Source organism: Neisseria subflava, assembly GCF_003044935.1.
Taxonomy (GTDB): domain Bacteria; phylum Pseudomonadota; class Gammaproteobacteria; order Burkholderiales; family Neisseriaceae; genus Neisseria; species Neisseria subflava_E.
This window is the reverse complement of sequence record NZ_POXP01000001.1, coordinates 933,656-946,367: the sequence shown is the minus strand read 5'-3', so window position 1 is coordinate 946,367 and position 12,712 is coordinate 933,656. Positions and strand designations below refer to the sequence as shown.

At 48.4% G+C, this 12,712-nt stretch carries 12 protein-coding genes; 10 read left to right on the top strand and 2 right to left on the bottom strand.

What is annotated here, in order from left to right; translation table 11 throughout:
- The first annotated feature begins 197 nt into the window (after positions 1 to 197).
- The 7 genes from recN (at position 198) to DBY95_RS04550 (ending at position 8,735) form a co-directional block, all read left to right on the top strand.
- Positions 198 to 1,859: a DNA repair protein RecN gene (gene recN, locus DBY95_RS04580; RefSeq protein ID WP_107723528.1), complete on the top strand. Its 1,662-nt coding sequence runs from the start codon at positions 198 to 200 to the stop codon at positions 1,857 to 1,859.
- Positions 1,860 to 1,974: 115 nt separating this feature from the next.
- On the top strand, positions 1,975 to 2,931 hold the full coding sequence (gene gshB / locus DBY95_RS04575; RefSeq protein ID WP_107723527.1) for a glutathione synthase: 957 nt from the start codon (positions 1,975 to 1,977) through the stop codon (positions 2,929 to 2,931).
- Between the two features lie 68 nt (positions 2,932 to 2,999).
- Complete coding sequence (locus DBY95_RS04570; protein ID WP_107723526.1) at positions 3,000 to 3,383, top strand: diacylglycerol kinase; 384 nt, start codon at positions 3,000 to 3,002, stop codon at positions 3,381 to 3,383.
- 131 nt (positions 3,384 to 3,514) lie between these two features.
- Positions 3,515 to 3,997 (top strand): copper chaperone PCu(A)C, encoded by a 483-nt coding sequence (locus DBY95_RS04565; protein ID WP_049348010.1) that lies wholly within the window; start codon positions 3,515 to 3,517, stop codon positions 3,995 to 3,997.
- Between the two features lie 126 nt (positions 3,998 to 4,123).
- Complete coding sequence (gene mnmA, locus DBY95_RS04560; RefSeq protein ID WP_107723525.1) at positions 4,124 to 5,227, top strand: tRNA 2-thiouridine(34) synthase MnmA; 1,104 nt, start codon at positions 4,124 to 4,126, stop codon at positions 5,225 to 5,227.
- A 93-nt stretch (positions 5,228 to 5,320) separates the two neighbouring features.
- Positions 5,321 to 6,976 carry an AMP-binding protein gene (locus DBY95_RS04555; RefSeq protein ID WP_107723524.1) on the top strand — a complete coding sequence of 552 codons (1,656 nt, stop codon included), beginning with the start codon at positions 5,321 to 5,323 and terminating at the stop codon, positions 6,974 to 6,976.
- 124 nt (positions 6,977 to 7,100) lie between these two features.
- Complete coding sequence (locus DBY95_RS04550; RefSeq protein ID WP_107723523.1) at positions 7,101 to 8,735, top strand: CTP synthase; 1,635 nt, start codon at positions 7,101 to 7,103, stop codon at positions 8,733 to 8,735.
- A 63-nt stretch (positions 8,736 to 8,798) separates the two neighbouring features.
- Here DBY95_RS04550 and DBY95_RS04545 read toward each other — a convergent pair whose 3' ends face one another.
- Positions 8,799 to 9,545 carry a carbonic anhydrase gene (locus DBY95_RS04545; protein WP_070607861.1) on the bottom strand — a complete coding sequence of 249 codons (747 nt, stop codon included), beginning with the start codon at positions 9,543 to 9,545 and terminating at the stop codon, positions 8,799 to 8,801.
- A gap of 388 nt (positions 9,546 to 9,933) precedes the next feature.
- On the opposite strand from DBY95_RS04545, the gene DBY95_RS04535 reads away from it, so the two are divergent.
- On the top strand, positions 9,934 to 11,049 hold the full coding sequence (locus DBY95_RS04535) for a porin (protein WP_107723521.1): 1,116 nt from the start codon (positions 9,934 to 9,936) through the stop codon (positions 11,047 to 11,049).
- Between the two features lie 63 nt (positions 11,050 to 11,112).
- Here DBY95_RS04535 and DBY95_RS04530 read toward each other — a convergent pair whose 3' ends face one another.
- On the bottom strand, positions 11,113 to 11,724 hold the full coding sequence (locus DBY95_RS04530) for a CNP1-like family protein (protein ID WP_063067910.1): 612 nt from the start codon (positions 11,722 to 11,724) through the stop codon (positions 11,113 to 11,115).
- A gap of 109 nt (positions 11,725 to 11,833) precedes the next feature.
- Between DBY95_RS04530 and DBY95_RS04525 the strand changes: the two genes are divergently transcribed.
- Positions 11,834 to 12,058, top strand: a complete 225-nt coding sequence (locus DBY95_RS04525) for a sulfurtransferase TusA family protein (RefSeq protein WP_003681929.1) — start codon at positions 11,834 to 11,836, stop codon at positions 12,056 to 12,058.
- Positions 12,059 to 12,070: 12 nt separating this feature from the next.
- Positions 12,071 to 12,664, top strand: a complete 594-nt coding sequence (locus DBY95_RS04520; protein ID WP_107723520.1) for an NMCC_0638 family (lipo)protein — start codon at positions 12,071 to 12,073, stop codon at positions 12,662 to 12,664.
- Positions 12,665 to 12,712: the final 48 nt, after the last annotated feature.

Below are 12,712 nucleotides of genomic sequence, written 5' to 3'. Positions count from 1 at the left end.
TAAATTTAGGCCGTCTGAACATGTAGCAATATTCAGACGGCCTTTTTATTGCCTGATTAAAAAATAATTTGTTTAAAATAAATATCTTAGATAAATTATAAGAAAAATCTGATTCAAACTATAAAAAATCTTAGTTATAATCAGTTTATCTAAAGCTATTCCGCATGGGTGCGGGTGATTTACTAAGGAATACTGCAATGCTGTTGGCACTTTCTTTGCGTGATTTTGTCATTGTTGAAAACCTGAATCTTGATTTTCAAAACGGCTTTACCGTATTGACGGGCGAGACCGGCGCAGGCAAATCGATTACTCTGGATGCGATTGGCCTGTTATTGGGCGATAAAGCCGATTACAGCCAAGTGCGCAGCGGCGCCAAAGAAGCGCAGTTGTCGGCTTTGTTCGATATCAGTAGTTTGCCTGAACTGAAAGCGCAGCTGCAGGAGCAAGGCTTTTTGGAAGAAGATGCGGAAGAGCTCAGCATCCGCCGTATTATCGATGCCAAGGGTAAAAGCCGCAGTTATATCAATAATCAGGCAGCAACATTGGCGCAGCTGAAAGCCATCGGCGAGCAGTTAATCGATATTCACGGCCAAAATGCCCATCATTCGTTGAATCAAGAATCCGCGCAACGCGAGTTGTTGGACGCATTTGCCAGCAGCAAAGAGCAGGCGGAAACAGTCAAACAGCTTTATCAAAATTGGGTCAATGCAAAAAAGGCACTGCAAGAAGCGCAAGAGCAGGCAGAAACCATGGCCATCGAGCGCGAGCGTTTGGAATGGCAGTTTAATGAATTAAACCAATTGGAGCTCAAACCCAACGAATGGGAAACCTTAAGCCAAAGCCACGACAGCCTGGCGCATTCGGCCGAGTTGCTGCAAACCGCTGAGCAGGTGGGCGAAAGCATAGACGGCGACAACGGCATCCAACGTCAAATCTACCAATGCCAAAAACTGCTGGGCAATCTGCAAAACATTGAGCCGCGCTTTGCCGAAAGCCTGAATATGTTGGCAAGTATTGAGGCCGAGTTGGGTGAAATCAGTGCCAATATGCGTGATGTGGCCGGTCGCAGCGACATCGATCCTAATGAATTGGCCGCACAAGAAAGCCGTATGGGCGAATTGATGAGCATGGCGCGGAAATACCGCATTGAGCCGGAAGAGTTGCCGAAAAAGCTGGCAGAAATCGACGAACGACTGCAAAACCTGCACGCTGCTGCCGATTTGGAAGCCTTGGAAAATACAGTCGCACGCAATCTTGCCGAATACCATGAAGCCGCGCATATCCTCTCTGCCATGCGCCATCAGGCAGCCGGCCGTTTGGGCGAAGAAACAACCGAGCATATGCAACATTTAGCCATGAAGGGCGCACGTTTTGACATCGTCTTGTTGCCGTCTTCGCCGACCGCACATGGGCTGGAGCAGGTGCAATTCCAGGTAGCGGCGAATAAAGGCAATCCGTCCCGTCCTTTGAACAAAGTCGCTTCCGGTGGCGAATTGGCGCGTATCAGCTTGGCTTTGCAAGTGGTTGCCAGCCAATACACGCAAGTGCCGACATTGATTTTTGACGAAGTGGATACCGGTATTGGTGGCGGCGTTGCTGAAATGGTCGGTAAAGCTTTGCGTGCCTTAGGTAAAAAACATCAAGTCTTGGCGGTAACCCATCTTCCTCAAGTCGCCTCTTGCGGTGAAAACCATTGGCAGGTGCGCAAGCATAGCGAAGGCGAACAAACTGTCAGCGAAATCAGCGTCTTGAACCATCATCAGCGCATTGAGGAAATCGCGCGTATGCTGGGTGGCGAAATCATTACCGATACCACACGCAGCCATGCCGCCGAACTCTTGCATTTAGCAGCTGCCTAAAAGCCTCAAGGCCGTCTGAAAATAGGATTCAGACGGCCTTTACTATATTTTGCCACCTTTTCAGGCAGGCAGAATACAAGGTATGATTATATCGTCTGTTTACAAGGAAATTTTGATGAAAGTCCTGTTTATCGCCGATCCGATGGCAAGTTTTAAAACCTATAAAGACACTACTTACGCCATGATGCGTGAAATGGCAAAGCGCGGTTGGCAGCTTTTTCATACCTTGAGTGGAGAATTGTCCGTCCGTGAAGGCTGGGTAGTGGCTCAGGCAGCGGCATTTGAGTTTGTCGGTGCGAAGAACGATGACGATCATGAATGGTTTAAAGCAGAGGTAAAAGTTCAGACGGCCTTGAAAGACTTCGATGCGGTCATTATGCGCACTGATCCGCCGTTTGATATGCAATATCTGTACGCGACCCAGTTTTTGACGTTGGCAGAGCAGCAGGGGGCAAAAGTATTTAACAGCGGGCAGGCAATGCGCGATTTCAATGAAAAATTGGCGATTTTGAACTTCAGCCAGTTTACCGCGCCGACTTTGGTTACCACACGTTCCGCCGATGTCCGTGCCTTTTTGAAAGAACACGGCGACATCATCATCAAACCGTTGGACGGCATGGGCGGTATGGGCATTTTCCGCCTAACCGAATCCGACCCCAATATCGGCAGTATTTTGGAAACCCTGATGCAGCTTGATTCACGCACCATCATGGCGCAACGTTATATTCCTGAAATCGTACATGGCGACAAGCGCATTCTGATTATCGGTGGGGAAGTTGTTCCGTATGCTTTGGCGCGTATTCCGCAAAACGGCGAAACGCGCGGCAACTTGGCTGCCGGCGGCCGCGGCGTGGCACAGGAATTGAGCGAGCGCGACCGTGAGATTGCAGAAACCCTTGCGCCTGAATTGAAGCGTCGCGGTATTTTGCTTGCCGGTTTGGATGTCATCGGCAGCAACCTGACCGAAGTCAATGTAACCAGCCCGACCGGCTTCCAAGAAATCATGAAGCAAAAAGATTTCGACGTTGCCGCCATGTTTGCAGATGCCGTAGCATCTTGGGCAAAACAATAAACCCAAAGGCCGTCTGAAAATTGACCCGACCGTTTCTTTTCAGACGGCCTTTTTATGTTGAGAATATGATGGAACCATCTTCCTACGCATCTGAAAAAAAAGGTAAAAACGGCATTAAGCGCATCATCAATGCGTTTGGTTATTCCAAAGACGGACTGGCTGCCGCGTATCGTTATGAAAGCGCATTTCGCCAAGTTTTTTGGCTGAACCTGATTTTAATTTTTTTGGCTTTGTTCCTTGGTTTCGGCCCGGTCACCAAAATGGTGCTTGTTGTCGCATCGTTTATTTCATTGATTACCGAATTGTTTAATACCGCCGTCGAAGCAGCCGTTGACCATACTTCTACTGAAAAACACGAGCTGGCCAAGCGTGCCAAAGATGCCGGCTCGGCCGCGCAATTGATGGCTTTGTTCATGTTATTTATTGTTTGGATTATTGCATTAACTGCTTAAAAATGTGGTAATATGGTAATTCGTTAGGATTAGATAGTATTAATTAATCTATATCAAAGTTTTCAGACGGCCTTTGGTTGTAAGATGAAGACTGTATATCCCAGCCATTTGGCAAACACAAGGAGCAAAACATGAAAAAATTAATGGCAACCCTGATTCTGGCAGGCTTGGCAACTTCCGTATCTGCAGCCGGTATCCATATTGAAGACGGTTGGGCCCGTGCTACTGTCGAAGGTATGAAAATGGGTGGCGCATTCATGAAAATCCAAAACGATGAAGCCAAACAAGACTTCTTGGTAGGCGGCAGCAGCCCTGTTGCAGAACGCGTTGAAGTACACACCCATATTAACGACAACGGTGTTATGCGTATGCGCGAAGTTAAAGGCGGCGTGCCTTTGGCTGCAAAAGGCGTAACCGAGCTGAAACCAGGCAGCTACCACGTTATGTTCATGGGTCTGAAAAAACAATTGAAAGAAGGCGAAAAAGTGCCTGTAACCCTGAAATTCAAAAACGCCAAACCTCAAACTGTCGAGCTGGAAGTAAAAACCGCACCACAATCCGGTATGGATCACGGTCACGACCACGGTGCTCACGGTGGCGCGCATCAGCACTAATTGCTTGAATTTGCATATAAAGGCCGTCTGAAAGTCATTGGGCTTTCAGACGGCCTTTTCTGTCGTCAAATCAAAATGTGCTAAAATCACGCTTTAAAAAATGCATTTGAAACCCACATTCCGCTCATGAATACTACCAACACACCAGCAAACATCATCGTCGGCCTTTCCGGCGGCGTCGATTCATCCGTTACCGCGGCCCTGCTCAAACAGCAAGGCCATCAAATCAGCGGCGTGTTCATGCAGAACTGGGAAGATGACGACAACGACGAATATTGCAGCATCAAACAAGATTCCTTTGATGCCATTGCCGTTGCCGATATCATCGGCATCGACATCGACATCGTCAATTTTGCCGCGCAATATAAAGACAACGTATTTGCCTATTTTCTCAAAGAATACAGCGCAGGCCGCACGCCAAACCCGGATGTCTTGTGCAATGCCGAAATTAAATTCAAATGCTTTTTGGACTATGCCATAGAGCAGGGCGCCGATACCATTGCCACCGGACACTATGCCCGAAAAGAAGTTCGCAACGGCGTGCATTACCTGCTCAAAGGCTTGGATCAAAACAAAGACCAAAGCTATTTCCTATACCGCCTCAAGCCTTTCCAACTCGAGCGCGCGATTTTTCCATTAGGCGAGTTGGAGAAGCCTGAAGTCCGCCGTCTTGCCGAAGAATTCAAATTACCGACCGCAACCAAAAAAGACAGTACCGGCATTTGCTTTATCGGCGAACGCCCGTTCCGCGAATTTCTGCAAAAATACCTGCCGACCAATAATGGCAAAATGGTTACCCCTGAAGGCAAAGTAGTCGGCGAACACGTCGGCTTGATGTTTTACACGTTGGGCCAACGCAAAGGCTTGGGTATCGGCGGCGCAGGCGAACCATGGTTTGTTGCGGCCAAGGATTTGACCAAAAACGAACTGATTGTCGTCCAAGGCCATGACCATCCTTTGCTTTATACGCAAAGCCTGATTATGAACGATTTGAGTTTCACATTGCCCGAACGCCCGAAAGAAGGCCGCTATACCTGCAAAACGCGCTACCGTATGGCTGACGCGCCTTGTACGTTGCGTTATTTAGATGATGAAACCATCGAGCTTGTCTTTGACGAGCCGCAGTGGGCAGTAACCCCAGGCCAATCTGCGGTACTGTACGACGGCGATGTGTGCTTGGGCGGCGGTATCATCATGTCCACCGACAAGCCTGTCATTATTACTGCTTAATAAAAGGGCCGTCTGAAAACGAAGCGGCAGATTGAATAAAGCCTTTCAGACGGCCTTGATTTCAAAAAACGACTAAAACAAAGACTGATCAATATGGAAAAACTCTGGCTCAAAAGCTACGAACAAGGCGTAAACCCTGAAATCGATATTTCTCAATACAGCTCCATCAGCGACGTATTCCGTCAAAGTGTTGAGAAATTCTCGGATAAACCTGCTTTTCAAAACATGGGCAAAACGCTGACTTATGCCGAAGTGGGCAAGTTGGCGACTGATTTTGCGTCTTACCTGCAAAACGTATTGAAACTGCCGCGCGGTGAGCGTGTGGCAATTATGATGCCGAACGTTTTGCAATATCCGATTGCACTTTTCGGTATTTTGCAGGCAGGTTTGGTGGCAGTGAATACGAATCCGCTTTATACGCCGCGCGAGTTGGAGCATCAGTTGAAAGACAGCGGCGCGACAACGATTGTCGTGTTGGAGAACTTTGCCAATACGCTGGAGCTGGTGTTGCCGCGTACGCAAATCAAACATGTGATTGTCGCGTCGGTCGGCGAGATGTTCGGCATGATTAAAGGCGCGTTGATGAACTTTGTCATCCGCAAAGTAAAAAAAATGGTGCCGGAATACCGCATTCCCAATACCGTGACTTTTCAGACGGCCTTGAAGCAAGGTGCGGCAAATGCGTTCAAACCAGTCGAGTTGACGCGCGACGATACTGCCTTGCTGCAATATACAGGCGGTACAACCGGTTTGGCGAAAGGCGCCGTCCTCAGTCACGGCAATATCTGCGCCAATATGTTGCAGGCAAAAGAATGGATTAAAAACAGCCTGCACGAAGGCAAAGAAACGGTTATTGCCGCGTTGCCGCTTTATCATATCTTTGCCTTGACGGTAAACCTGATGATCTTTGCGAATACCGGTTCTAAAATCATCCTGATTACCAATCCGCGCGATATGAAGGGGTTTATCGGTGAATTGAAAAAAGAACCGATTAGCGTGTTCATCGGTGTGAATACCCTGTTTAATGCGATGGTTAACCGTCCGGATTTCGCCGAAGTCGATTTTTCCCGTTTGAAGCTGACTTTGGGCGGCGGTATGGCAACGCAAAAAGCCGTAGCGGAAAAATGGAAAAAAATCACCGGTACGCCGATTGTGGAAGCTTACGGTTTGACCGAAGCCAGCCCAGGCGTATGTTGCAATCCTTTGAATATCGAGGCTTACAGCGGCGGTATCGGTTTGCCGGTTCCTTCGACTGAAGTCGAATTACGTGATGCGGACGGCAAAGAAGTGCCTATCGGACAGCCGGGCGAATTGTGGGTACGCGGTCCGCAAGTGATGAAAGGCTATTGGAACCGTCCTGAAGAAACCGCCAAAGCAATCGATGCACGCGGCTTTTTAGAGACCGGTGACATTGCCGTGATGGATGAAAAAGGCTGGCTGAAGCTGGTGGACCGCAAAAAAGATTTGATTGTGGTATCCGGTTTCAATGTATATCCGAACGAAATCGAAGAAGTGGTGGCCAGCAACGACAAAGTCTTGGAAGTTGCCTGTATCGGCGTGGCAAGCGAGAAAACCGGCGAAGCGATTAAGGTCTTCGTCGTACGCAAAGATCCGTCTTTGACCAAGGAAGAACTGATCGATTTCTGCCGTAAAGAGCTGACTGCTTATAAAGTGCCGAAAGACATCGAATTCCGCGACGAGTTGCCAAAATCCAACGTTGGCAAAATCCTGCGCCGCGAGTTGCGCTGATATATAGAATTAGTATGATAAGGCCGTCTGAAAACGCTGTTTTCAGACGGCCTGAAGCTTTTGCCGTTTGCCAGAATATGCTGCTTCAAGTTAAAATCACACATTCCAACATGGGTATCACATCATGACTAAATTCATTTTCGTAACCGGCGGCGTTGTATCTTCTTTGGGTAAAGGTATCGCCGCCGCTTCTATTGCTACTATTCTCGAGTCGCGTGGCTTGAACGTGACCATGCTTAAGCTTGACCCGTATATCAACGTTGACCCGGGTACCATGAGCCCGTTTCAACACGGCGAAGTATTCGTAACCGATGACGGCGCGGAAACCGACCTCGACCTCGGTCACTATGAGCGTTTCATCAACGCCACCATGACCCGCCGCAACAGCTTCAGTACCGGCCAAGTCTATGAAAACGTGATTGCCAAAGAGCGTCGCGGCGACTATTTGGGCGGTACCGTACAAGTGATTCCGCACATTACCGATGAAATTAAACGCCGTATCCATGAAGGCGCGGCCGGTTATGATGTGGCGATTGTCGAAATCGGTGGTACAGTCGGCGATATCGAATCGTTGCCTTTTTTGGAAGCCATCCGCCAAATGCGCAGCCAGCTCGGCCGCAACAATACATTGTTTGCCCACCTGAGCTATGTTCCTTACATTGCCGCCGCCGGCGAAATCAAAACCAAACCAACCCAGCATACCGTTAAAGAAATGTTGAGCATCGGTTTGCAACCTGACATCCTGATCTGCCGTATGGACAGAGAAATGCCTGCGGACGAGCGCCGTAAGATTGCTTTGTTCTGTAACGTTGAAGAACGTGCCATCGTGGGCAGCTACGATGTGGACAGCATCTACGAATGCCCTGAAATGCTGCACAACCAAGGCATCGACAGCATTATTACCGAGCAGTTGCAGCTGAATGTCAAACAAGCCGATTTGACCGAATGGAAGAAAATCGTTCATGCGATTCAAAATCCGAAACATACCGTCAAAATTGCGATGGTCGGTAAATACGTTGATTTGACCGAGTCCTACAAATCATTGATCGAAGCCCTGAAACACGCTGGTATTCACACTGAAACCGACGTACAAATTACCTTTGTCGACAGCGAAAGCATCGAGAAGGGCAATGGCGACGTTTCCATGCTCAAAGACATGGACGCGATTTTGGTGCCGGGTGGCTTCGGTTCACGCGGCGTAGAAGGCAAAATTGCCGCCGTACGCTATGCGCGTGAAAACAACGTACCATACTTGGGCATCTGCTTGGGCATGCAAATTGCCCTGATCGAATACGCCCGCGATGTTGCAGGCTTGAAAGGTGCGAACTCTACCGAGTTTGACTTGAAATGCGCCGCGCCTGTCGTTGCCCTGATTGACGAATGGCAAACTGCCGATGGCAGCGTAGAAACCCGTGACGAATCTGCCGATTTGGGCGGCACCATGCGTCTGGGTGCACAAGAAGTTGACCTCAAACCGGGCAGCCTTGCCGCAAAAATCTACGGCAGCGAACATATCCGCGAACGCCATCGCCACCGCTACGAAGTTAACAACAACTATGTTCCTCAGTTGGAAAAAGCCGGTTTGGTCATCGGCGGCGTATCCTCAGGCCGCGAGCGTTTGGTTGAAACCATCGAATTGCCAAATCATCCTTGGTTCTTCGCGTGTCAGTTCCATCCGGAATTTACTTCCAATCCGCGCAAAGGCCATCCTTTGTTCAGTGCGTTTGTGAAAGCCGCGTTGGGTAACAAAAAAGCCTGATTGATGTGATTGAAAAAGCACCCGTTATCCGGGTGTTTTTTTGTTTTCAGACGGCCTTAGAAGTTATTTGTCTTCATTGACTTCGCGGTCGTTCAAAGGTTGTACGGGACGGTTGTTTTCGCCGCCGATAATGTCGCGCATGGCTTTAAACTGCGCCGCATCTGCCTGAACCGGAGTTTTTAAGACAACCCAAGTCACGTTTTCGCTGCAAGGCGGCGTTGTCAGGGAGCCTTTCAGTTGGAAGGACTTGCTATCTTTAGGCAGCAGGGCTTGGATATTCAAGTTTTTCAACGTTACGGATTCGCCTGCTTTCAGTTTTTTAGCAGTGAGTGCAGACAAGGCAGGGTTGTTTTTGCCCGGTTTAAATACAGAGCCGATGACCGCCAAAGTACCGTCTTCGGCTTGATGGACGAAATGCGCTTCCATCGGGAAATGTTTGCCTTTGAAAGTATGTTCGCTCGGCGTATGGAAGTGGAATTGTTTGAAGGTATAGGTTTTACCGTTAATCACGATGGTTTGAGCCTTGCCTTGCGGCGTAGCTTGAAGGGTATGGCCGTTATTTTCTACTTTGTAGTCGGCGACGTTGTAACGGTATGCCGGTTGTTTGCCTTTTACTGTTTTTGTCGTGGAGAAGTCCACTGGAGATTGCTGTTTGCCTGTTTTGCAGACAGCAAAGTCTTCACTCAAATCGCCCCAGTGTGCAGCATCGTTTTCACCTGTGTAAGACCAATGTGCATGATGGGTTTCGGCGGATACCGTTGCAGTAGAGACAGCCATTAGCAAAGATAAAAAGAGATGTTTGTTCAACATAAGGGCTCCTGTTTATTTATATTAGGTAAAAGAAAAAATTTATACCAAATAAATTATTGATATAAAAAAACTTCTTCATAAGAAGAAAGTTAATGATAGTGGCAATTTGGGAATGTTGAGTTGATATATGGCAAACATTTATCAAGCAATCATTTTTGATTAAATGATTGCAATAAGAGGGATGATTGTCCTTGCAGTAACTTTGAATGGGAGAGGCCGTCTGAAATTTCTTTCAGACGGCCTGTTTTATTTGAAAATGTTGTAAAAAGTCTAAACTCTAATGAATAAAAGTGCTTATCAAGATGAAAGTAGTTGTTTGTAGCGTTGGAAAACATTAATATTGCTAAACGTGTTTTCACGAGATTTTAACTTTGTTTTGGAGAGAATAATGAAAAAATCGATTATCGCTTTGGTTATTGCCGGTTTGCCGCTGGCTGCATCTGCAGAAGTGATTCTGTATGGTCAAATCAAAAGCAGCGTGACCGTCGGTCAGGTCAAAATCAAAGGTGACGCAGGTTCTGAAACCAGCTCTACCGCAACCAGCATCAATGACAATACCTCCCGTATCGGTTTCAAAGGCAGCGAGAACTTGGGCGGCGATTTGAAAGCCATCTGGCAAGTTGAACAAAAAACGGCCATTACCGGCGGTTCCCAAGGTTTTGCCACTCGTGATTCCTTCATCGGCCTGCAAGGTAACTTCGGTAAGATTCGCGCCGGTAAACTCAGCAATATGCTGAACGAAATGGACACCATCGATCCATGGATGTACAAAACCAATGCCGCAGGCTTGGGCATCTTTACCCGTACCGGCAACCGCAACGCCGCTGTACGCTACGACAGCCCGGATTTCGGCGGATTCAAATTCAACGTGTCTTACGCACCGCGCGACAACCGCAATCCTTCAGACAAATACACGCACACCAAACCGGCCAAAGACCAATACACCGGCGGCGTGAGCTTCTCTAAAAACGGCTTTACTGCCAATGCGGCTTACGGCCACTACAACGGCGCGTACACCGACAATTCAGGCAAAGTCAAAGCGGCACAAATTGCCAAAGTTGAAACTTATTACGACAAAGACAATCTCTTTGTCGGCGGCGGCGTACACTATGCCAAAGGTCATGAGACAGGCAACGAATATTTAGGTTATTTCACCGATGGTTTTAATCAGTACAAGGGTAGTGACATTACTGTCGATTCAGGCAAATCTGAAGCCGTGAAAGTGGTTGATGCAGCGGTAACTGTCGGCTACAAATTCGGCAACGTGACCCCACGCATTACTTACGCACACGGCTGGCCTGCCCAGGGCGTGAACAGCGGCGAGAAATTGGTGGATAAATTCGACCAAGTCGTTGTCGGCGGCCAATACACCTTCAGCAAACGCACCGGCATCAATGCCCAACTGGCGTATCTGAAAGTCGGCAACAAAACCCGTCTGACTGCAGCCAACAAAGGCGGCGTTGAACAAAAAGCCGCTTCTGTGGGCCTGTATCACAAATTCTAAGCCGTCTTGAAAGACAAGGCCGTCTGAAAAATTTCAGACGGCCTTTTTCTTGATTAAAGCAGTTTATTTGTCGTGGTTGGTCAGTGTTGTGCCGTGACGGCCACCACGTTCTTTCAAACGTTGTACCAAGCCTTCAACCGTTGTCGGCATACCGTCGATACAGAATGCCTGATACAGGGCGGTGTGCAGGGCATCGTTGCGGCTGAACGCATTGCCGATCAGCTTCCAATCGCCTTTACGCGGCTCGATCCAGCGGTGGTTTACTGTGTCGCCGTAAGCGAATACTTTGTAAGATGAACGCTTGTCGTTGCTGTAAGTAAAGGACGTGCGGGCGCAATAGAGGCCTTCGACGGAGAGGTTGTCGTAGCCTTTGTCGGAGCGCACGTTCAAGACGTAGCGGATGCTGTTGTCAGGCGCAGGCATGATTTGCAGGCTGCTGAGCAGGATTTTGGGCTGCTTGCCGTAGGTTTCGTTGACATAGAGGTCGAACCAATCGCCCGATTGGGTATCGGGCAAGGGCGGCAACTCGGCTTTGTGTTCTTTAAATTCGCGTGCGGCAACTTCTTCAGGGCTTTCCTGATAACGCGTGTTGGTCAGCGTATCCTTTTGGCTGAAACCCAAAGCAAATGCTTGAGTTGCGGCAAGGCTGAGAGCGAGAAGGGCAAAACGGCGCATAGACAGCTCCAAAGTGAAAAACGGCTTTATTTTATGGGCTTGCAGGGTGGGGTGCAAGTAAGTGCGGTATAATTGACGTTAATTCTAATTAATATGACGAGTTTTCATCATGAATACACAAACTCTGGATGTCATCGGTTTGAAATGCCCTCTGCCGATTTTGCGTGCCAAAAAAGCTTTGGCGCAAATGCAGGAAGGCGAAGTGCTGACCGTATTGGCTACTGATGGCGGCGCGCCCGGCGATTTTGAAGCGTTTTGCCGTCAGACCGGACATGTCTTGTTGGAATCGAGCGAGGCCGACGGCGTGTTCAAGCTGGTGTTGAAACATAAATAAAGGCCGTCTGAAATGTCTAAAGCCGTCGCATTGTCTCTCGCTGTATTGGCTGTCTGCCTCAGTGCATGCGGCAATGAAGGCGTTTCGCCGCAGAACGCTGCCGATTATGCCCAAAATGTAACCGACTTGTTCCGCCAAAGCTGCGTGGCCGCAGACGGCGATGCCGCCCTTGTCGGCGAGTTTGCCAATGCCAACAAACTGGTTTTATTGTCGAAAAAAGATATTGCCGATTTGCCTGCCGGAATGATGGATTTGGAGGCATTAAGCATTTGGAAGAAAACGGAAAACGGCGCAGATTATTATTTGAACCTGACTGAAGACAGTTGCAGCGTGCGCACGGCTAAAGCCGATGACCATCTGATTTTTAAACAATTTTTGGCTTTGGCAGAAAATCCGCCACAAGGTTTGAACGCTGAGTTGCGTGCCGATAATTTGGCGGAAACCCCATTGCCTATGCGTCAGATTTCCTACGCATGGCGCGCGTCCGGTAGTCCGAAAGAAACCTTGCTGACCGTTAAAATAACGTCATCCGAGCATTTTCCAGTACAGGCTGTTTTTTATTTGACCCATCATTCTTACGACAATAAGGCCGCCGTTTTACCTTAGATCAGTTGACGATTGAAACATCAAATCGATAGAAACCGTTACCGCCGA

Coding starts and splice junctions, on each gene's coding strand:
- recN (WP_107723528.1), top strand. CDS start 198: ATGCTGTTGGCACTTTCTTTGCGTGATTTTGTCATTGTTGAAAACCTG.
- gshB (WP_107723527.1), top strand. CDS start 1,975: ATGAAAGTCCTGTTTATCGCCGATCCGATGGCAAGTTTTAAAACCTAT.
- DBY95_RS04570 (WP_107723526.1), top strand. CDS start 3,000: ATGGAACCATCTTCCTACGCATCTGAAAAAAAAGGTAAAAACGGCATT.
- DBY95_RS04565 (WP_049348010.1), top strand. CDS start 3,515: ATGAAAAAATTAATGGCAACCCTGATTCTGGCAGGCTTGGCAACTTCC.
- mnmA (WP_107723525.1), top strand. CDS start 4,124: ATGAATACTACCAACACACCAGCAAACATCATCGTCGGCCTTTCCGGC.
- DBY95_RS04555 (WP_107723524.1), top strand. CDS start 5,321: ATGGAAAAACTCTGGCTCAAAAGCTACGAACAAGGCGTAAACCCTGAA.
- DBY95_RS04550 (WP_107723523.1), top strand. CDS start 7,101: ATGACTAAATTCATTTTCGTAACCGGCGGCGTTGTATCTTCTTTGGGT.
- DBY95_RS04545 (WP_070607861.1), bottom strand. CDS start 9,545: ATGTTGAACAAACATCTCTTTTTATCTTTGCTAATGGCTGTCTCTACT.
- DBY95_RS04535 (WP_107723521.1), top strand. CDS start 9,934: ATGAAAAAATCGATTATCGCTTTGGTTATTGCCGGTTTGCCGCTGGCT.
- DBY95_RS04530 (WP_063067910.1), bottom strand. CDS start 11,724: ATGCGCCGTTTTGCCCTTCTCGCTCTCAGCCTTGCCGCAACTCAAGCA.
- DBY95_RS04525 (WP_003681929.1), top strand. CDS start 11,834: ATGAATACACAAACTCTGGATGTCATCGGTTTGAAATGCCCTCTGCCG.
- DBY95_RS04520 (WP_107723520.1), top strand. CDS start 12,071: ATGTCTAAAGCCGTCGCATTGTCTCTCGCTGTATTGGCTGTCTGCCTC.